Origin of the sequence: Chitinimonas lacunae (genome assembly GCF_042650885.1) — a bacterium.
GTDB classification, from domain to species: domain Bacteria; phylum Pseudomonadota; class Gammaproteobacteria; order Burkholderiales; family Chitinimonadaceae; genus Chitinimonas_A; species Chitinimonas_A lacunae.
On the sequence record NZ_JBHSBU010000001.1, the window covers coordinates 3,980,037 to 3,999,298 of the forward strand.

The 19,262-nt window shown below is 64.3% G+C and carries 16 protein-coding genes; 7 read left to right on the top strand and 9 right to left on the bottom strand.

The window, feature by feature from the left end:
* Positions 1-155 precede the first annotated feature (155 nt).
* Positions 156-686 carry an inorganic diphosphatase gene (gene ppa, locus ACFOW7_RS17070; protein ID WP_378166548.1) on the bottom strand — a complete coding sequence of 177 codons (531 nt, stop codon included), beginning with the start codon at positions 684-686 and terminating at the stop codon, positions 156-158.
* A gap of 144 nt (positions 687-830) precedes the next feature.
* Here ppa and ACFOW7_RS17075 point away from each other — a divergent pair, with 144 nt between their 5' ends.
* From ACFOW7_RS17075 to ACFOW7_RS17085, 3 genes are all read left to right on the top strand, one after another.
* Positions 831-1,586, top strand: coding sequence for a YoaK family protein (locus ACFOW7_RS17075; protein WP_378166550.1), 756 nt, complete (start codon positions 831-833; stop codon positions 1,584-1,586).
* 42 nt (positions 1,587-1,628) lie between these two features.
* The gene (locus ACFOW7_RS17080) at positions 1,629-1,835 is read left to right on the top strand and encodes a heavy-metal-associated domain-containing protein (protein ID WP_378166552.1); all 207 of its coding nucleotides are present in this window, start codon (positions 1,629-1,631) and stop codon (positions 1,833-1,835) included.
* A gap of 148 nt (positions 1,836-1,983) precedes the next feature.
* On the top strand, positions 1,984-4,677 hold the full coding sequence (locus ACFOW7_RS17085) for a bifunctional acetate--CoA ligase family protein/GNAT family N-acetyltransferase (protein WP_378166554.1): 2,694 nt from the start codon (positions 1,984-1,986) through the stop codon (positions 4,675-4,677).
* Between the two features lie 126 nt (positions 4,678-4,803).
* On the opposite strand, the gene ACFOW7_RS17090 is transcribed toward ACFOW7_RS17085, so the two are convergent.
* Both ACFOW7_RS17090 and ACFOW7_RS17095 read right to left on the bottom strand, forming a co-directional pair.
* The gene (locus ACFOW7_RS17090; protein ID WP_378166557.1) at positions 4,804-6,081 is read right to left on the bottom strand and encodes an RCC1 domain-containing protein; all 1,278 of its coding nucleotides are present in this window, start codon (positions 6,079-6,081) and stop codon (positions 4,804-4,806) included.
* 245 nt (positions 6,082-6,326) lie between these two features.
* Positions 6,327-6,716: a response regulator gene (locus ACFOW7_RS17095; RefSeq protein ID WP_378166560.1), complete on the bottom strand. Its 390-nt coding sequence runs from the start codon at positions 6,714-6,716 to the stop codon at positions 6,327-6,329.
* 73 nt (positions 6,717-6,789) lie between these two features.
* Here ACFOW7_RS17095 and mutL point away from each other — a divergent pair, with 73 nt between their 5' ends.
* The 4 genes from mutL to ACFOW7_RS17115 all read left to right on the top strand — a co-directional run bounded on the left by mutL (position 6,790) and on the right by ACFOW7_RS17115 (position 12,593).
* On the top strand, positions 6,790-8,688 hold the full coding sequence (mutL, locus tag ACFOW7_RS17100) for a DNA mismatch repair endonuclease MutL (protein WP_378166562.1): 1,899 nt from the start codon (positions 6,790-6,792) through the stop codon (positions 8,686-8,688).
* Entirely contained in the window at positions 8,688-9,461 is a 774-nt protein-coding gene (locus tag ACFOW7_RS17105; protein ID WP_378166564.1) for a hypothetical protein, read from the top strand. Before mutL ends, ACFOW7_RS17105 begins: the two co-directional genes overlap by 1 nt.
* Positions 9,458-10,405, top strand: coding sequence for a tRNA (adenosine(37)-N6)-dimethylallyltransferase MiaA (gene miaA, locus ACFOW7_RS17110; RefSeq protein WP_378166566.1), 948 nt, complete (start codon positions 9,458-9,460; stop codon positions 10,403-10,405). Before ACFOW7_RS17105 ends, miaA begins: the two co-directional genes overlap by 4 nt.
* A gap of 142 nt (positions 10,406-10,547) precedes the next feature.
* A complete protein-coding gene (locus ACFOW7_RS17115) occupies positions 10,548-12,593 on the top strand; it encodes a S9 family peptidase (protein WP_378166569.1) in 2,046 nt (681 codons plus the stop codon).
* Between the two features lie 362 nt (positions 12,594-12,955).
* Here the strand turns inward: ACFOW7_RS17115 and ACFOW7_RS17120 are convergent, their stop codons facing one another.
* The 6 genes from ACFOW7_RS17120 to adk form a co-directional block, all read right to left on the bottom strand.
* A complete protein-coding gene (locus tag ACFOW7_RS17120) occupies positions 12,956-15,103 on the bottom strand; it encodes an ATP-binding protein (protein WP_378166571.1) in 2,148 nt (715 codons plus the stop codon).
* A 179-nt stretch (positions 15,104-15,282) separates the two neighbouring features.
* Complete coding sequence (locus ACFOW7_RS17125; RefSeq protein WP_378166573.1) at positions 15,283-16,545, bottom strand: 6-phosphofructokinase; 1,263 nt, start codon at positions 16,543-16,545, stop codon at positions 15,283-15,285.
* Positions 16,542-17,297 (bottom strand): SRPBCC family protein, encoded by a 756-nt coding sequence (locus ACFOW7_RS17130; RefSeq protein ID WP_378166575.1) that lies wholly within the window; start codon positions 17,295-17,297, stop codon positions 16,542-16,544. The genes ACFOW7_RS17125 and ACFOW7_RS17130 overlap by 4 nt, the downstream gene beginning before the upstream one ends.
* A gap of 33 nt (positions 17,298-17,330) precedes the next feature.
* Positions 17,331-18,068, bottom strand: coding sequence for an HAD family hydrolase (locus tag ACFOW7_RS17135; protein WP_378166577.1), 738 nt, complete (start codon positions 18,066-18,068; stop codon positions 17,331-17,333).
* Between the two features lie 4 nt (positions 18,069-18,072).
* A complete protein-coding gene (locus tag ACFOW7_RS17140) occupies positions 18,073-18,486 on the bottom strand; it encodes a fosfomycin resistance glutathione transferase (RefSeq protein WP_378166579.1) in 414 nt (137 codons plus the stop codon).
* A gap of 48 nt (positions 18,487-18,534) precedes the next feature.
* Positions 18,535-19,203: an adenylate kinase gene (gene adk / locus ACFOW7_RS17145; protein WP_378166581.1), complete on the bottom strand. Its 669-nt coding sequence runs from the start codon at positions 19,201-19,203 to the stop codon at positions 18,535-18,537.
* Positions 19,204-19,262 lie beyond the last annotated feature (59 nt).

The following is a 19,262-nucleotide window of genomic DNA, read 5'->3' on the forward strand; positions in this document are numbered from 1 at the left end:
AGCCGCACAGCGGCGTAACGTACCGTGGTTTCCGGCCTCTCCAAGGCAAATGGTGGCCTGGGAGGCCAAGGGCGGCCGCTGCGGTGGAAACGGCGCGGATGCTCCATAGAGAAAAACCCGCTTTCGCGGGTTTTTTCGCAAGCTGCCGAAGCCGCTTATTCCTTGCCGTAGCGTTCCACGCCCGATACCAGTTCCTGCTTGGCGTCTTCGATGCCAGCCCAGCCCTGGATCTTGACCCACTTACCTTTTTCCAGGTCCTTGTAGTGGGTGAAGAAGTGTTCGATCTGCTGCAGCAGCAGCTTGGGCAGGTCGTCGGTGCTCTGGATGTCCTGATACATCGGGCAGAGCTTCGGTACCGGCACGGCGATCAGCTTGGCGTCGATGCCGGCCTCGTCTTCCATCTTCAGCATGCCCAGCGCGCGGCAGCGGACCACCACACCGAGGCTCAGCGGGAAGGGCGTCACCACCAGCACGTCGACCGGATCGCCATCTTCGGACAGGGTCTGCGGCACATAACCGTAGTTGCAGGGGTAGAACATCGCCGTGCCCATGAAGCGATCGACGAACATGGCGCCGGTGTCCTTGTCCAGCTCGTACTTGATCGGGGCGCTGTTGGCGGGGATTTCGATGATGACGTTGAAGTCGTTCGGCACGTCCTTGCCGGCCGGTACGCGGTCCAGAATCATGGTCTTGTCCTTGAAACGGTAGTGGAAGACAGGGCGCCGATTTTATCTCGCTTCGCTGGCGCCGCGCTTGCGTTTGTTGTGTTGCTGTATATGATCGGACGGCATATCGGCGCTGTCGCCGTTCCTGTCGTTTCCCATCCTTCCATGCCCATCGAATACTTGCGCCAATTCAGCGGCGAACAGCGCAGCGTCGCCGCCGACCGCCGGCTCGGGCGCTCGCTTGCCTGCATCGCGGGCGCGGTCAACGCCGGTGGTTTTCTGGCGATCGGCGCCTACACCTCCCATATGACCGGTATGGCGTCCGCGTTCGCCGACCAGATGGCCCTGGGCCACTTCCCCGCCGCCCTGGCCGCGCTGGCGGCGCTGCTGGCCTTTGTGCTCGGTGCGATCAGCTCGACGCTGCTGCTCAACTGGGGCCGGCGACGCGGACTGCGCAGCCGCTATGCGCTGGCGCTGTTGCTGGAGGCGCTGTTATTGCTGCTGTTCGGACTGCTCGGCGCCGCACTTGCCCGCTTCACCGCACTGCTGGCACCCGCGACCGTGCTGTTGCTGTGCTACATCATGGGGCTACAGAACGCCATGATCACCAAGCTGTCGCGCGCTGAGATTCGTACCACCCATCTGACCGGCATGTTGACCGATATCGGTATCGAGCTGGGCCGGCTGCTGTTCCAGCGCAGCGTCGGTCCGGAGTCGGTTCAGGTCGATACCGCCAAGCTGGCCCTGCACCTGAGCCTGGTCGGCAGCTTCTGCGGCGGCGCCCTGATTGGTGCCTGGGCGTTTCAGCGGGTCGGGTATATTGCGACGCTGCCGCTGGCTTGCTGGCTGGGCCTGCTGGCTTCGGTGCCGGTGGCCGACGATATCCGCCAGGGCTGGCGGCAGTGGCGCGACCGGCGTTGAGTGCCTCACCCTTTCCCCTCTATTCACTTGTGGAGAAGCAAGATGGAACACACTTTCCAGATCGAAGGCATGAGCTGCGGCGGTTGTGTCGCGGCGGTCGAGCAGGCGCTGAAGTCGGTACCGGGCGTGACGACCGTCCGGGTTGACCTGGGCGCCAAATCGGCACTGATCGAGTTCGACCCGAGCAAGACCGCCCCGCCGGCATTGCGCGAGGCCATTGAAGCGGCGGGTTATGAGGTGGTTGCCTAAAATATTCCTTTATTTTTAGAGGCAGCTGCCTGTCTTGGAGATATTTTTCCTATATTTTTCTATTTCAGAATAGCGCAGCACTCGCACCGTTCGGACGGCTACACTGGGTCGAACAGCCGTTCGAGCCGTGCGGGAGGCGGCCATCACGATGGATATCTGGACTGCCATGAAGGCCCACTATCTCACCCCTCTGTTCCAACCCAAGAGCGTCGCGGTGATCGGGGCGTCGGAAACCCCGGAATCGGTCGGTTCGCGCGTGTTCCGCAATCTGCTCGATGCGCCGTTCAAGGGGCGGATCTACGGGGTCAATCTGCGTCACCCGACGGTATACGGTGAGCGGGTCTATGCCCGTCTACGCGATCTGCCCGAGCGGGAGATCGATCTGGCGGTGATCGCCACCGCTGCCCGCACCCTGCCGCAGTTGCTGCGCGAATGCGGCGAACACGGCGTGAAGACGGCGCTGGTGCTGTCGCGCGATTTTGTGGCGGTCGACAGCCATAACCGCGCCCTGCTCAACGAAGCGATGCAGGAAGCGCAGCGCTATGGGCTGCGCGTGCTCGGCCCCAATCTGCTCGGGCTGATGCGGCCCGATATCGGCCTGATCGCCGCCAACTACCAGGGCCGGGTCAAGCCGGGCAATCTGGCGCTGCTGTCGCAGTCAAGTTCGGTGGCGAGTGCCGTGCTCGATTGGGCGGAGGCGCACGAGGTGGGTTTTTCCAATGTGGTGTCGCTGGGTGCCGCTGCCGATGTCAATTTCGGCGAGATTCTCGATTACCTGTCGCAGGACAGCCGTACCCACGGCATCTTGCTGTATCTCGAAGATGTGGGTGAGGCACGCGGCTTTATGAGCGCCTTGCGGGCGGCGGCGCGCACCAAGCCGGTGGTGACGCTCAAGGTGGGCCGCTATGCCGAGCCTGGGGTGTCGAGCACGGCGGCACGCACCCACTCGGAGCGGCTGATCGGCCGCGATGACGCATTCGATGCGGCCATGCGCCGTGCCGGGGTGCTGCGCGTGTCAACCATGGTGCAGATGTCGATTGCCGCCCGAATGCTGGCTGCCAACTATCGGGTGCGAGGCCGGCGGCTGGCGGTGATTTCCAATGGCTATGGCGTCGGCCGGATGGCGGTGGACCGGGCGCGTGAACTCCAGGTGGAGCTGCCCCGACTCGACCCGGCCACGATTGCCCGGCTCGACGCGGTATTGCCGCCGATCGGCAGTCACGATAATCCGGTCGATATTCTGGGCGATGCGCCGCCCGATCGTTTTGTGGCGGCAACCGAAGCCTGTCTGGCCGATCCGCAGATCGACGGTGTGATGGTGCTGCTGACGCCGCAGGCGGGCACCGACGATCTGTTGACGGCCGAGCGCATGATCACGCTGCGTGACCAGACCGACAAATTGCTGCTGCTGGTATGGCTGGGCGACAAGAAGATCGCCCTGTCGAGAAAACGGCTCGATCGCGCCAAGATGGCCTATTTCACTGCGCCTGAGCATGCCGTCGAGGCGTTTGCCAGTCTGGCGGCCTATGCCCATATCCAATTGCTGAGCTTGCAGACGCCAGGCCCGCTGGCTTCGCGCGATGCGCCCGATGTGGCGGCGGCCCGCGCGGCGATCCGGCGGGCGCTCGACGCTGGCCGCGCCACCCTCGACGCGCGCGAGACCATGACGGTACTCGAAGCCTTCCATATCCCGTTTGCTGCCTCGCAGACGGTCCGGACCGTGGACGAGGCGGTGGCTGCCGCCGTCAAGCTCGGCCTGCCGGTGGCCCTCAAGATCGACGCTGACGGGGTATTGCATAAAAGCGAGGTCGAAGGGGTGCTGCTCGATCTGCACACCCTCGATGCCGTTGCGGCCGCCGCGACGCAGTTGCTGGTGGAATCGGCCAAGCGTGGGCTCAATCTGCAAGGTCTGGTGGTGCAGAAGATGCACAGCCGTCGCCATGGCCGCGAATTGATGATCGGCGCGGCGCGCGATGCGGTATTCGGCCCGCTGATCCTGTTTGGCGCCGGTGGCGAGGCGGTGGAGCTGTTCGATGATGTGGCGGTGACGCTGCCGCCCCTCAACGATGTGATCGCCCACAGCCTGATCCGCCGCAGCAAGATCGCCCGGGCGCTTGGCCCGTACCGTAACCATCCGGCGGCCAATATGGAGGCGGTCAAGGAAGTGCTGCTGCGGCTGTCGGAAATGGTGTGCGAGCTGCCCGAGCTGCAAGAGATCGATCTCAATCCGGTGGTGGTGGACGAGCACGGCGCCGTGGCCGTCGATGCCGGCATGACGGTGGCGCCGCTGCCGGCGAAGTTCCGTCGCTACAGCCATATGGCGATCCATCCCTATCCGTCCCATCTGGTGCGCGAAGGCCAGTTACGCGATGGCCTGGCTTATACGCTGCGGCCTATCCGTCCCGAGGACGCCGAGATGGAGCAGCGTTTCGTGCGCGAGGAACTGTCGGAACAGAGCCGTTTCAACCGCTTTATGGGTACGGTCAAGCAACTGACCAAGCCCCTGTTGGTGCGCTTGACCCAGCTCGACTATGCCCGCGAGATGGCGCTGATTGCGGTAGCGGGCGAGCAGATGCTTGGGGTGGCGCGTTTTTCGGTCAATCCGGACTTCGACAGCTGCGAATTCGCCATCGCCATCGGCGACCGCTGGCAAGGCCGCGGTCTCGGCAACCAATTGATGAACGCCCTGTTCGAGGCAGCACGCGGGATGGAGTTGACCACCATGGAAGGCGATATTCTCGCATCCAATTCACCGATGCTGGGCTTGATGAAAAAGCTGGGATTCGACATCCGGCCCCATCCTGACGATCCGCAACTGAAATGGGTCGTGAAGCGGCTGTAAGCGCGCCGGACCGGTCCCGGACGCTCAGTAGACGCACGCTGGCCGGCTCGGTGAGCCCCTTAAGTAACATGCCCTGTTGGACTCCCTGCCTTGGTGACCCGGTTGGCGAGGCCAGTCTGCATCACTTCAGCGCGGCATCAGACTGTCCAACCTGAACACCGTCTGCCCCGACAGCGGCAAGAGGCTCAGTTCGGCCTGATAGTCCTGCCCCTGGAAGCCCACGCATGGCAGGGACAGGCGGATGTCGGTGCCGACCATCTTTGCCTGGGCCATGCACGAGTCGGCCTGCTTGAGGTCGAGAGCGGCCGGGGCGTGCTGGACGAGTTGGGGGAGCGGCTGGGCCGGGTTGTCGATATGGTTGACCTGGCCCCACCAATAGAGTCGTCCCGTTCCGGTCAGGGCGGCGGCGGCGAAGCGGCCGATGACCACTTCCTTCAAGGTCTGGCCGATCCAGCGGCTGCCGTCGAGTTCGACCGGGGTGATGGAGCCCTCGGCATTGCCGCGACCATGGAGCACCCCGGCCTGATCGCGTCCCCAGCCCCATAAGGCGCTGCCGTCCTCATTGAGCGCCAGGGTATAGGTCGAACCGGGGATGATGGCTTTCCAGCTGCGGCCAAGCCGGGTCGGCACCAGCACATCCTCGCAGCGCCCGCCTGGGGCGACCCCGACCTGGCATTGCAGGTTGTAGCCCCAGCCCAGCCATTCGCCCGACTGGGTGCGGGCAAAGTTGTGCTGCTCACCGATGGCGATTTCGCGCAGGGCCGGCAGTTCCAGCTTGACCGGGCGCAGGCGCATCGTGGTGCTGCCGTCGCCGAGCGAACCGTGGTCGTTGTAGCCCCAGGCCCATAACTCGCCGCTCTCGGTCAGGGCGAAGCTGCTGTTGAAGCGCGTACCGATCTGGCGCACCTTGCTCAGGCCCGCCACCTGGAGCGGCTGATGGGCATTGTTGTGGCTGCCATCGCCAATCTGACCGAAGACATTCCAGCCCCAGGCCCAGACCGTGCCATCGCGTTTGAGCGCCAGACCATGGCCGTAGCCGGCGGCGATCTGCACGACCTCGCTGAGCTTGCGCACCTGGACCCACTCGGACGGCGAACCGGCATCGTTGCCCGTGGCACCGAGCCCCGAGAGGCCGTTGGCCCAGACCGTGCCGTCTTCGCGCAAAGCCAGCCGAGCCTGAAGGCCGATGGCTACCTGGCGCAGCTGGCGCGGCGGCGCCGTCTCATCGGCCATCGCCGCCAGCGAGAACTGGCCGCGCGCATCGGCCAGCGGGCGCAGATTGACGGCGCTGCCGTTGTCGCGCAGCACCAGACCATTGTCGAGGCCCAGCGCCAGCCGGTCGGCCAGCGGGGCGGTTGCCACCAGGGCGGTGCTCAACCAGAGAAGGGAACAGGGGATGCGCACAATGAGCCTCCTAAGCATCGAGCCGGCGCGGCGCCGATGGCGCGTCCCGGAAGGCTGCGGATGATAGAAGTGGCGCCGGTCAAAGTAAAACGCGCCTGAAGCGCGGCAGACCCGGGAAGATGCTGAACAGACGGCAAGCAGAGTGCCTGCACAGGGTGTCAGGTGGTTATTCCATTACTAATGGAATTAGCCATATACCTTGAATGTGTTTTGCAGAATATTTTCTTTTAAGGGTTGGTGGAGATTCAGGGCAGGGGAGCGCTGCGCAGGGCGCCCTCGACGGCGGCAAGCAGGCGGGCTGCATTGAACGGCTTGACCACGAAACCGTTGGCGCCATGCTCCAATGCGCTGCGGACATGCGACATGGTCGCTTCGCCGCTCACCATGATCACCCGGGGCGGGTTGGCCATTCGGCGCAGGTTTTTCAGGACATCGAGCCCGCCCGTGCCGGGCAGGTTGATATCGAGCATCACGAAGTCGGGACGACGCTCAAAGCAATCCTTGAGCCCCTGTTCACCGTTGGGGGCGGCGGCGACCAGCTCGTAGCCGGCATCCTTGAGAATTCCCTGGATCAACGAGCGCAGCAAGGCGTCGTCATCGATTACCACGAAGGTGTATTTTCCACCGATGGCCATGAATGGCACTCCCGCTTGGGGCTGGGAGGCGGCTGTTATACTTGGGTACTCCCCTACCTGGTCCCGGCCCCGCATGTTCCGAATTCGTCCGCTCCCAGATCATTTGATCAACCAGATCGCTGCCGGCGAGGTGGTGGAACGCCCCGCGTCGGCGCTGAAGGAATTGCTGGAAAACAGTCTGGATGCTGGTGCGGATTCACTAAGCGTAGACTTGGCCGAAGGGGGAAGCAAACTCATACGCCTGACCGACAACGGCGAGGGCATCGCCCGCGATGAGCTGGCGCTGGCCCTGGCGCGCCATGCCACCAGCAAGATCGCCAGCCTCGAAGACCTGATGCGGGTGCGCTCGCTCGGGTTTCGCGGCGAAGGGCTGGCCAGTATCGCTTCGGTTTCCCTGCTGAGTCTGACCAGCCGCTTTGCCGGTGCCGACGGCGCCTGGCGGGTCGAGGCCGATAACGGCCGGGTCGGCGACCCCGAACCGGCCGCCTTGATGGCCGGCACGGTGGTCGAAGTACGCGATCTGTTCTTCAATGTGCCGGCCCGCCGGCGTTTTCTGAAGACCGCGTCCACCGAGTACGCCCACTGCGACGATGTGTTCAAGCGGGTGGCGCTGTCGCGGCCCGATCTGGCGCTGATGATGAGCCACAACGGCAAGGCGCAATGGCGGCTCAAGCCCGAGACGCCGGCGGCGCGGGTGGCGGCGGTGCTTGGGGAGGAATTCGCCGCCTCGGCCCTGGCACTCGACGAGCGGGCCGGTATGTTGCGGGTGTGGGGCTTTGCCGGTTCGCCGACCCAGTCGCGCGCCAGCCGCGATGCCCAGTTCTGCTTCGTCAATGGCCGCTTTGTGCGCGACAAGGTGGTCGCCCATGCGGTGCGCGAAGCCTATCGCGATGTGCTCCATCTGGAGCGCCAGCCGCTCTATGTGCTGTTTGTCGAACTTGACCCCGAAACGGTCGATGTCAATGTCCACCCGACCAAGACCGAGGTGCGCTTTCGCGATTCGCAGACGGTGCACCGTTTCCTGTTCCATGCCCTGCACAAGGCCCTGGCCCAGACCCGAGCGGGTGCCCAGCAGGCCGGTGCCACGGGGGCCGAACCGACTGTCGAGCCGGTGGCAAGTCCCGTGTCATCGCGCCCTCCCATCGCCCCGCGCTACCAGCAGGGCAGCATTCCCTTCGGCCAGACCCAGAGCGGCGACGGCATGGCCTTCTACGCCAAGATGTTCGGCGAGCCGCCGGCAGCGCCTGCCTGGCGCGAGGAGTCGACTGCTTATCAGACACCGCGTTCCCCCGTTCCGGTCGAGTCGGTGAGCCAGACCGTGGACTTGGCCAGCACGGCCGGCCGCGACGATGCCTTCGTCCGCCCGCCGCCTGCGCCCGACCCCGATGTGCCGCCGCTGGGATTTGCGCTGGGGCAGCTACATGGTGTCTATATCCTGGCCCAGGCCGAAGACGGGCTGATCGTGGTCGATATGCATGCCGCCCATGAACGGGTGGTGTACGAGCAACTCAAGCGGGCGCTCGATCTCGATCGCCTGCCGACCCAGCCCTTGTTGCTGCCGCTGAGTTTCACTGCCGATCGGCTCGATGTGGCGACCGTGGAGGAGCACGGCGACACCCTGTCACGGCTCGGTTTCGATCTGGCGGCGGTCGGTCCGACCCAGCTGGTGGTCCGGTCTGTCCCGCTGCTGCTCAAGGATGCCGATGCGATCGATCTGGCGCGCTCGGTACTCGCCGATGTGCGTGAAGTCGGGGCAAGCCGGGTGCTGACCGAGCGGCGCGACGAGCTGCTGGCCACCATGGCCTGTCATGGCGCGGTCCGGGCCAATCGGGCGCTGACGCTGCCTGAAATGAACGCGCTATTGCGCCAGATGGAGGCAACCGAGCGTTCGGGCCAGTGCAATCACGGTCGCCCGACCTGGTTCCGGCTCAGCATGAGCCAGCTCGACAAGCTGTTTATGCGGGGCCAGTAGTGGGGGCGGCACTGGCGGTCAAGCTGTTCGGCGCACCTTTACTGATCGGATTGGCAAGCCTGGCCGGCCGGCGCTGGGGACCGGCCCTGGCCGGGCTGGTCGGTGGTCTGCCGGTGATCGCCGGACCGATCGTGGCCGCCTTATGGCTTGAACGCGGCCAGCCGTTCGCCCAGGCGGCGGCGACCGCCTTGCCGGGCGGCTTATGGGCGGTGTCGGCCCATCTGTGCTGTTTCGGTCTGATCGGTCGGCGCGCCGGCTGGGCGGCCGGATTGTTGGTCGGCTGGTGTGCCTTTGCCGCCTGTGCCTGGGGACTCAGTCTCACTGGGCTCACCCGCGACCCGCGCAGCGCCGCCAGCGGCTTGCTGGCGCTCTGGCTGGCCAGCCGGCTGTTGCCGCAGCCGCGTGGGCCGGTACCTGTGCTGGGATTGCCCAGATTCGAACTGCTGGCCCGGATGGCTGCCGCACTCGGGCTGGTGCTGGGGCTGACGGCGCTGGCCGGTCGGCTCGGCCCGGCCCTCGCGGGTGTCTGGGCGGTATTTCCGGTCGCCGGCTCGGTGCTGCCGGCCTTTACCCTGGCCCGTGCCGGCAGCGAGGCCATGCTGGCGCAGCTACACGGCATGCTGGCGGGCCTGAGCGGGCTCGGCCTGTGTTTTCTGATTCTATCGGCCACCATGGAACCGCTCGGCTGGTTCGCCTTTGTCCCGGCATTGATCGGGGCATTGGCGATGGGTGGCGGGCTGCTGTGGTGGCGGCAACGAGGCGCAAGACAATGAATGATGCAGAGGTGGTGTTTCTGATGGGGCCAACGGCCAGCGGCAAGACCGCTGCCGCCGTGACCCTGGCCGAACGCCTGCCGGTGGAACTGGTGTCGGTCGATTCGGCCCTGGTCTATCGCGATATGAACATCGGCACCGCCAAACCCGACGCCGCCACGCTGGCCCGGGCACCGCACCATCTGATCGATCTGGTCGATCCGACCGACGCCTATTCGGCTGCCCGCTTTCGTGACGATGCGCTGGCGCTGATCGCGGAAATCCGCCGTCGAGGCCGGCTGCCCGTCCTGGTCGGCGGCACCATGCTGTATTTCAACGCGCTCCAGTACGGCCTGCACGAACTGCCCGAAGCCGATCCGGCGGTCCGGGCCGAACTCGATGCCGACGCCGCCCGGCTGGGCTGGCCGGCCCTGCATGCACGGCTGGCCGAGCTGGACCCGGCGAGCGCGGCCCGGCTAGAACCCACTGATGCCCAGCGTGTCCAGCGCGCGCTGGAAGTCTGCCTGACCACAGGCCGGCCGATGTCGGCCTGGCTGGCCGAGCATCCACCGGCCGGCCTGCCCTATCGGCTGCTCAAGCTGGCGCTGCTGCCGAGCGAGCGGGCGGTGCTGCATGAGCGCATTGCCGTGCGTTTCCGGCAGATGTTGACAGACGGGCTGGTCGATGAGGTCGAAGCCTTGCGGCGCCACTATCTTGATCTCGACCCGGCCTTGCCGTCGATGCGCTGTGTTGGCTACCGCCAGACCTGGCAGTATCTCGACGGCCATATCGATTACCGCCAATTGGCCGACCAGGGTGTGTTTGCCACCCGCCAACTGGCCAAGCGCCAGTTGACCTGGCTGCGCGGAATGGACGACGTCGAGCCGTTCGACTGTCTGCGCGCCGATCTGGCGGAGGCGGTCTATGAGCGGCTTGCGCCCTGCTGCGAGCGGGCCGGGTTGTAGGCAGAACGAGACAGTTTCTTTGTCCAAGTCTTGCCCCTTTGCCGTGCTTGCTGCGCGGCCGCCGGCCATTGCTTACTATCGGGCGTTTGGCCCGGCCGGGATTGGCCGGGCCGATTTGCGATAGACCAAGGTGGAGAATCCCATGAAGCAAAGCGCGCTCACGCGTGTCACGCTGGCTGCCCTGCTGGCGCTGACGGCGCCGGTATCGGTCCTGGCAGCCGAGCCGGCCCCGGCCGTTTCGATCGAGGCATTGTTCAAGAAGGCGGCCTACGGCAGTGCAGTGTTGTCGCCCAATGGCAAGAAGCTGGCAGTGCTGGTCCCGCGCAATGACCGGCTGGCCCTGTCGGTGATCGATCTGGACAAGAAACAAGGCAAGCTGGTCGCTTACAACGTCGATTGGGACGTGGTCAATCCGTTCTGGGTCAACAATGATCGGCTGGTATTCAGCATTTCCGACCGCAAGGTGGTGATGGCCGAAAACGCCGGCGGCGGCCTCTATGCCGTCAACGCCGACGGCACCCAGTTCCGCGAACTGGCCCAGACCGCCAAGCAGCAATTCGCCTCGGGCGCCCGCGTCTATCGGCATATGGGCCTGATCGGCGGCACCGATTTCGTTTCCGACGACATCCTGGTCAGCTACAACGAGCGTGACGGCGATCCCGATATGCCCGGTGCCGACGTCTACCGCCTCAATACCAAGACCGGCCGTAAAAACATCCTGACCTTCGACACCCCGGGCCGGGTCCACAACTGGGTGCTCGACCACAACCTGGTCGCCCGCTTCGCCGTGTCGATGCGCGCCGACAAGACCGCCGGCAAGATGAAGTACCACGTCTTCTACCGCGAAGACGCCAAGACGCCGTGGCGCCAGCTCCACGAGTTCTTCTGGGACGAGCCGGGCTTCTTCCCGGTCGGCATGGACTTCGACAACAAGACCACCTACATGGTCGGCCGGGGCGACAAGGACAAGATGGCGCTCTACACCTGGGACTTCGACAAGAATCAGCCCAAGGAACTGGTGCTGGCCCACCCGGAAGTCGATATCGGTGAGTTCTTCGGTGGCGGTGATGCCGGCCTGATCTTCGACTACCACCGCAAGAAGATTGTTGGTCTGCGCGTGGAGGGTCTCAAGGACGAGGTCTACTACTTCGACGACGACTACGCCAATCTGCAAGGCTCGCTCGACGCCCACTTCAAGACCACCTTCAACGGCCTGCAATGGCGCGGCGATACCGTGCTGGTCGCCTCGCGCTCGGAAACCGACCCGGGCCGCTATTCGCTCTATCACACCAAGACCAAGCAGCTTGAACCGCTGTTCGAGGTCAAGCCCGAAATCGACCCGAGCAAGATGTCCTCGACCCAGGTCATCAAGTACAAGGCGCGCGACGGGATGGAAATCCCGGCCTATCTGACCCTGCCCAAGGGTAAGGTCGCCAAGGATCTGCCGCTGGTGGCCTATGTCCACGGTGGCCCGCATGCCCGTGACCAGTGGGGCTTCGACCCCAATGTGCAACTGCTGGCCTCGCGCGGCTATGCCGTGTTGCAGCCGCAGTTCCGTCTTTCCACCGGCTTTGGCTGGAAGCTGTTCCGCGCCGGCTGGAAACAGTGGGGCATGAGCATGCAGGACGATGTGACCGACGGCGTGATGGAGCTGGTCAAGCAAGGCACGGTCGATAAGAATCGCATCTGCATCATGGGCGCCAGCTACGGCGGTTACGCCACCATGTACGGTCTGATCAAGGACCCCGATCTGTACCAGTGCGGCGTCAACTTCGTCGGCGTGACCGATCCGAAGATGTTCTTCACCGTCACCTGGTCCGATGTGTCGGGCTCGATGTTCTCCAAATACGTGCTCAAGGCCACTCACGGCGATCCGGAAAAGGATCATGAGTACTTCAAGAAGGCCTCTGCCATCGAAAACGCCGACAAGATCAAGGCGCCGGTGCTGATGGCCTATGGCTCGGAAGACATCCGCGTGCCGATCATCCACGGCGAGAAGATGCGCGACCGCCTGCTCAAGCAGGGCAATAAGGTGCAGTGGATGGTGTTCGTCGGCGAAGGCCACGGCTGGGCCAAGGAAGAAAACAACATCATCTTCGGCCGCGCCGTCGAGCAGTTCATGGACAGCTATATCGGTGAAGGCAGCCGCAAGAAGTCGGCCGAGGCCAAAGTCGCCGAGAAGCAGTAAGGCGGCCTGGTAGAACGGCTGCACTGGCCGCCGTCTACGCTGCCTCAATGAAAAGCGCCTCGTCTGACGAGGCGTTTTTTTATGGCAGTCGGCAAAACAGTCAGATCTTATTAATATTCTCTTTAAAGCTGGCTTTTCATCTTATGGGTACGGAGCGTATGTCCGCAGCGAGGCGGTGTGACGTGCCATTGCTTGAGTACTTGGCAAGAAAGGCAATGAAGGCAATTTTGGGTGTTGGAATCCAAGTCGGCCCATGCTAAGAGCTTGGACAGTTTGAACGCCAATTTGAAAGAAAATATAAATAGAGATTGGCGAATTGAAGCAGGGAGCCATCACGCCGACTCGTATCGACTGGCAGGGCTTCAGGTCTTGACCGTCATCCGCACCTGATGGAGCGCCCGCTCCAGGGCACCGGTCGAATAGGGCTTGGCCAGCACATGAAGGCCCGCTGCCTGGGCCTGTTCGAGTTCGGCGGCGTAGCCGGTCACCAGCAAGACGGGCAGATCGGGTTGTGCCTGTTGCAGCCTGAGTGCCAGACCGATGCCATTGAGCGTGCCCGGCATCATCACATCGGACACGATCACATCCCACTGGCAGTCGAGCATGATCCGATACAGCGCACCATCGGCCGAGGCGGCGATATCGACGCTATAGCCCAGATGTTCGAGCAGGGTCTGGGTCGAGCGCGCCACATCGGCGTTGTCCTCGACCACCAGCACCCGGCCGGCCGACCCGACCGGACGCGGCGAGGCCGGGTTTTCGGTGGTGTTTTGCGCGGTTTCCTGGCTGGCGGGCAGGTACATGGTGACGCAGGTGCCGACATCCATTTCGCTGCTGATCGTCACCGCACCGCCCGACTGGATGCAAAAGCCGTAGACCTGGGCCAGCCCGAGCCCGGTGCCGTCGGCCTTGGTGGTGAAGAAAGGTTCGAATACCCGATCCATATCCTCGGGCGCGATGCCCTCGCCATCGTCGATCACATCGATGCGGACGAAGTCGCCCTGGAGTCCGGCCGGCTCGCCGCTGAGGGTGACATTGAGGGCGCGGACGGTCAGCTCGCCGCCTTGCGGCATGGCCGCGCGGGCGTTGAGTGCCAGATTGAGCAGGGCCAGTTCGAGTTCCGAGCCGTCGACCCGGATATTGGCGACCTGCTCGGCCACATCGAGCGTCAGGTTGACATGGCTGCCGATCGAGGCTTGCAGCAGCACGCCGAAATCGTTCATCTGCCGGGCGAAATCGACCACCTCGGGCCGTAGCGGCTGACGGCGTGAGAAAGCCAACAACTGGCGGGTCAGCCGCTTGCCCGATTCGACGCCTCGCTCCATGGTTTCCAGCGTCTGCTCGCCACTGCCGGGTGGCAGCAGCCGGCGCAGCAGCAAGGTACTGGTCGAGAACACCAGCAACAGATTGTTGAAGCTGTGCGCCACCTCGCCCGTCAGCTGGCCCAGCGCTTCGAGCCGGCGTGACTGCTTGAGGGTGGTTTCCATCGATTCGCGTATCGTCACTTCCTCGCGCCAGCGCTGCCAGACCGCCGCCTCGCTTTTGAGCCGGCGCAGCGTGCGCAGCAGCACAAACACCAGGCCGAACATCGGCAGCAACAGAAAGGCCGCCATCACCAGCAGGTCGCGATACCAGCCGGCCAGCGATTCACTTTCGGGGTAGCTCACGGCCACATAGAGCGGATAGTTGCCGACCTGACGCAAGGCCAGATAGGTCTGGCCCTGCCTGCCGGGCAACAAGCGGCTGAACTGGGCCGGCTGGCGGGCGATCAACTCGTGCAGGAGTTTCTGTTCCTCCGCCGGGGTAGGGGCCGAGCGGGCCAATACGGCGCCTTCGCCTTGCAATAGCGTCAGCCGCATGCCCGGATGGTTGGACACCAATTGCCGGTAGTAGTCGTTGAAGTAATCCGGTTCCATCGACACCATCACGATCCCGTCGAACACGCCGTCGGGCCGGTAGCGGGCCTGGTCGATGCTGAAGAATGGAATCTTCCTGAGCTGACCCAGCATGATCGGGGTGATATAGAAATGCCGCTGCTGCTGCCGTAGTGCCTTGTAGTCGATCCGGTCGCGGATATGCAGATTGGCCGGCAAGGGATAGAGCTGACTTGCCGCCAGCGGGCGACCCTGGGCATCGACGGCGCTGATGCCGCGTACCTGCGGCAGGTCGCGTACATAGTCCTTGAGCTTGTTGTGCAGAATCGCTTCGTTGACCGGCAAACGGCTGTCGCGGTAGTCGTTGTCGAGCAGCTCCAGCACCCGCTCCAGCAGTTGGCGGTTGGTTTCGATGGTCTTGAGGGCGTGTTCCTGTGCCACCCTGAGCATCTGATCGGCCCGCTCCTGCGCGGTGGCGTGGGCCTTGCTGTGGCTGAGCAGCATCAGCAGCAGAAACAGCAGCACAGGCAACACGATGGCCAGCACCGTCACCCAGACCAGAATGCGCTGAGCGCGCGCCAGATCGGGAATGGCAGGCAGAACGGGCACGATGGGGTTGGCGCCGGCATTGGGCAAGTCGACGGTTCCTTTTTGAAGGCTGGAGTGCGGCGGGCTGATGCGGGCTCCGCTGCCTTTATCCTGCTGTGGCCGCAAAAATTCAAGGGCCAAAAGCCTGAGCTGCCAAATTGGAAAATAATATGAAAATGCCGCGCTATATATGGCGCGGCATTTAAACGTTTTTACACTATTTTTGTTTAGACTTGGAAGTCACGCCCGGTCTTCTTGGCCACGGCGATATTGGCCAGCCGGACATAGTCAGGCAGACCGTTGCGATAAGGCGGGTAGTCCTCGCCTTCGATCAGGGGCGACAGATAGGCACGGCAGGCGTCGGTGATATGGAAGCCGTCGGCGCTGATGAAGTCGCGCGGCATGAATTTCTCGACATTGGCAACTTGCGCCAGCGGCGCTTCGACGATATCCCAGCGGTACGGGGCGTCGGCCAGACGGCGGATCGCCGGCATCACCGCATTCTTGCCGGCCAGGGCCATCTCGACGGCTGCCCGGCCGAGCGCGTAAGCCTGTTCGGCATCGGTGCGGGAAGCGATATGGCGGGCAGCGCGTTGCAGATAGTCGGCCACGGCCCAGTGGTACTTGTAGCCCAGCTTGTCCTTGATCAACTGCGCCAGCGTCGGCGCCACCCCACCCAGCTGGGCATGGCCGAAGGCGTCGCGCAGGCCCGACTCGGACAGGAACTTGCCGTCGGTACCCTTGATGCCCTCGGAGACGCCGATCACGCAATGGCCATGACGCTCGACCGTCTCCTTGACCTTGGCCAGGAAGCGCTCGGGGTCGAATTCGATTTCCGGGAACAGCAGGATATGCGGCCCTTCGCCTTCCTGCTCGGCGGCCAGACCGCACGCTGCGGTAATCCAGCCGGCATGGCGGCCCATCACTTCGAGAATGAAGACCTTGGTCGAGGTCTTGGCCATCGAGGCCACGTCATAGCCCGCTTCGCGGATCGACGTGGCGACGTACTTGGCCACCGAGCCAAACCCTGGGCAGCAGTCGGTGATCGGCAGGTCGTTATCGACGGTCTTCGGCACATGGACCGCCACGATGGGGTAGCCCATGGTTTCCGACAGTTGCGACACCTTGAGGCAGGTGTCGGCCGAGTCGCCGCCGCCGTTGTAGAAGAAGTAGCCGATATCGTGGGCCTTGAATACTTCGATCAGCCGCTCGTACTGCTCACGGTGCTGCTCAAGCGATTTGAGCTTGTAGCGGCAGGAACCGAAGGCACCCGACGGGGTATGGCGCAGACGGGCAATCTGCTCGGCGCTCTCGAGGCTGGTGTCGATCAGATCCTCGGTCAGCGCACCAATAATGCCGTTGCGACCGGCATAGACCCGGCCGATCCGGTCAGGATGGCGGCGGGCGGTCTCGATCACGCCGCAGGCGCTGGCATTGATCACAGCAGTCACGCCGCCCGATTGGGCGTAGAAGGCATTCTTGACGGTCATTTGACGGAAGTCTCCGGGCGGGATGGGGAATCGGGGGCGGTTGGGGCAGATCTGGCGGCGTCGAGGGAGCCGGTGCCATTGGCTGGCGCGCCAGATTTGGGCGTCTCGGGTGTGGTTGCAGCAGGAGCCGGCGTCGTTGCGGCGGGCCTGGTGGCTGGTGCGCTGACACTGCCTTCGGGCAAGGGCGGCAGTTCGCTCGACTGGCCTGCCTTGGCGCGCAGCTCGCGCATCTTGGCGTACCAGCCGGACCAGTCGTATGGACCCTTGTCAAAACGCAGTTTCAGGCCGCGCAGGGCACCCGACCAGAGCTGGGCGGCTTGGCTGCGGACCTTGTCCCAGGCTTCGCCTTCGCCCCAGCCGATATGGTTGAGCATCACTTCGGTACGCTGGCCGTCCGGCATCGGCTTGAGCCGCAACACCACCACCGTGCGCTGGGCGCCCAATGCCGCAGACGGGGTACGCCAGGTGAACGACAGCAGCTTGCCCGGATCAACGGCCAGAACGCGCATCTCGTCGGAGCCGCGTTTGCCCGCTTCGGCGTAAGGATTGAAATAGATTTCGTACGGGCCTTCGGGCCGGGCATCGACCCGGGCGGCCGGGGCGAAAAAGCTGACGATGCCCTCGCCGGTGCTCCAGGCTTTCCATACCTCGGCAGGCGGGGCATTGACGATCACACTGAGTTCGATGCCGGTTTCGGCGGCCAGGGCCGGTGCGGCGAGCGCCAGGGCAATACAGCTTGGGACGAGACGCATGCTTTCCTTTCACGACGGCAAAGTGGCGCCATTCTAGCAAAGCTGGTTGGCGCAACCGTGGCTGATCAGCCGCCGGGCCAGCCGGTCGGTCGGGGTCAGCGAGTCGAGTGGCAGATAGGCGAGCGTCGGCTCGGGGCAGCGGCGGCCGAAACGGTTGAGCCAGGCGGCCTTGAGGCCGCATGTCACGGCACCCGCCACATCGGCCTGCCAGTTGTCGCCCACCATCACGGCGGCCTGGGCCGGGACATCGAGTTCTCGCAGGGCCGTCTGAAAGATCGCCGGCGCCGGTTTGGCACAGCCGACCCGCTCTGAGGTCACCAAAAGATCGATCAGGCGGTCGAGCCCCAGATGGGCGAGCTTGTCGCGCTGTTCCTGTTCCAGATTGTTGCTGACTACCGCCACCGCCACGCCAGCGGCCCGCAAGGCTTGCAGCAGCTCGGCCGCACCGTCGATCGGATAGCGGTTGGCCTGCAAATGGCGTCGGTAGTCGGCCCCCATCTCGGCGGCGGCGCTGTCGCCGAGCGGCCGCGCGAAATGGGCGAACAGCCGGCGGAAACGCTCGACCCGTGCGGCTTCGAGGCTGAGCCGACCAGCCAGGGTATCGAGATGGATCTGTTCGAGCAGTTCGGCATGGAGCAGGCTGAACGGCTCAAACGGCAAGCCCTCGCCGTGCGCCGCGTGAATCGCCCCGATCGCCGCGCTCATGGCGCGGTGATGGTCGAACAGGGTGTCGTCGAGATCGAACAGGATGGCGCGGTTGGCGTGAGACATGGGGCTAGTCGGGAAAGAACTGCATGCCGGAATAGGGCTGCTCGCGGCAGGCCGCCAGCCGGCTGGCGAGGTCGCCCACATGGAGTTCGAGCTTATGACCGTCGGGGTCGAGAAAATACAGCGAGTCGCCTTCGCTGCGATTGCTGCGCCATTCGACCACGCCGGCCTGGCGCAGGCGCTCGGCCTGCCGGGCGAATTCGGTGGCAGGGCAATCGAAGGCGATATGGCTGTAGTGCGGGGCTACCGTACCGGTCTGGGCTGGATCGAGACTGAGACAGAGCCAGAGCGGGCCGATCTGTAGATAGGCACCGCTGTCCCAGCGGGCACGGGGCGTGGCGCCCAGCAGGTCACGGTAGAAGACAAAGGCGCGGTCGAGATCGGCGACCGCCAGGGTCAGATGATTAAGACCGGTTGGCATGGGCTGGACGTGACAACGGGCGGGGAATCCCGCCCGTTGGCGCGTCGTTTAAGCGGCGACGGTGGCGCCCAGTGCGTCGAAGACGCGGTCGCGGATTTCCTCGACCGGACCCACACCGGCGATCTTGACGTATTTCGGTGCCCGGTCATCACCCGAGGCGGCCAGTTGCGAGTAGTAGCCGACCAGCACTTCGGTCTGCTCGTGGTAGACGGCCAGCCGTTTCTGCACCGTGGCTTCGCTGTCGTCGTCGCGCTGGATCAGCGGCTCGCCGGTCTCGTCGTCACGGCCTTCGGTCTTGGGCGGGTTGAATACCACATGGTAGACCCGACCCGAGGCCGGATGGACCCGGCGACCGGTGATGCGCTCGACGATTTCCGAGTCGGGCACGTCGATTTCGACCACATAGTCGATGGCCACATTGGCATCCTTGAGCGCTTCGGCCTGTGGCAGGGTGCGCGGGAAGCCGTCGAACAGGAAACCGTTCTTGCAGTCGTCCTGGGCGATCCGTTCCTTGACCAGGCCGATGATGATGTCGTCGCGGACCAGACCGCCGGCATCCATGATCTTCTTGGCTTCGAGACCGAGCGGCGTACCGGCTTTGACGGCAGCACGCAGCATATCGCCGGTCGAGATTTGCGGGATGCCGAACTTCTCCTTGATGAAGTTGGCTTGGGTGCCTTTGCCGGCGCCGGGCGCGCCCAGAAGAATCAGTCTCATGGCAATTCCTAAGTGTGATGGTTCGTTCGTCGGCCGCGACGCGGTTCGCGGCCTGTGGT

Bases quoted from the DNA above. Each gene is read 5' to 3' on its own strand.
- ACFOW7_RS17075 (WP_378166550.1), top strand. From the start codon at position 831: ATGCCCATCGAATACTTGCGCCAATTCAGCGGCGAACAGCGCAGCGTC.
- ACFOW7_RS17140 (WP_378166579.1), bottom strand. From the start codon at position 18,486: ATGCCAACCGGTCTTAATCATCTGACCCTGGCGGTCGCCGATCTCGAC.
- miaA (WP_378166566.1), top strand. From the start codon at position 9,458: ATGAATGATGCAGAGGTGGTGTTTCTGATGGGGCCAACGGCCAGCGGC.
- ACFOW7_RS17080 (WP_378166552.1), top strand. From the start codon at position 1,629: ATGGAACACACTTTCCAGATCGAAGGCATGAGCTGCGGCGGTTGTGTC.
- adk (WP_378166581.1), bottom strand. From the start codon at position 19,203: ATGAGACTGATTCTTCTGGGCGCGCCCGGCGCCGGCAAAGGCACCCAA.
- ACFOW7_RS17095 (WP_378166560.1), bottom strand. From the start codon at position 6,716: ATGGCCATCGGTGGAAAATACACCTTCGTGGTAATCGATGACGACGCC.
- ACFOW7_RS17085 (WP_378166554.1), top strand. From the start codon at position 1,984: ATGGATATCTGGACTGCCATGAAGGCCCACTATCTCACCCCTCTGTTC.
- ACFOW7_RS17135 (WP_378166577.1), bottom strand. From the start codon at position 18,068: ATGTCTCACGCCAACCGCGCCATCCTGTTCGATCTCGACGACACCCTG.
- ACFOW7_RS17130 (WP_378166575.1), bottom strand. From the start codon at position 17,297: ATGCGTCTCGTCCCAAGCTGTATTGCCCTGGCGCTCGCCGCACCGGCC.
- mutL (WP_378166562.1), top strand. From the start codon at position 6,790: ATGTTCCGAATTCGTCCGCTCCCAGATCATTTGATCAACCAGATCGCT.
- ppa (WP_378166548.1), bottom strand. From the start codon at position 686: ATGATTCTGGACCGCGTACCGGCCGGCAAGGACGTGCCGAACGACTTC.
- ACFOW7_RS17115 (WP_378166569.1), top strand. From the start codon at position 10,548: ATGAAGCAAAGCGCGCTCACGCGTGTCACGCTGGCTGCCCTGCTGGCG.
- ACFOW7_RS17125 (WP_378166573.1), bottom strand. From the start codon at position 16,545: ATGACCGTCAAGAATGCCTTCTACGCCCAATCGGGCGGCGTGACTGCT.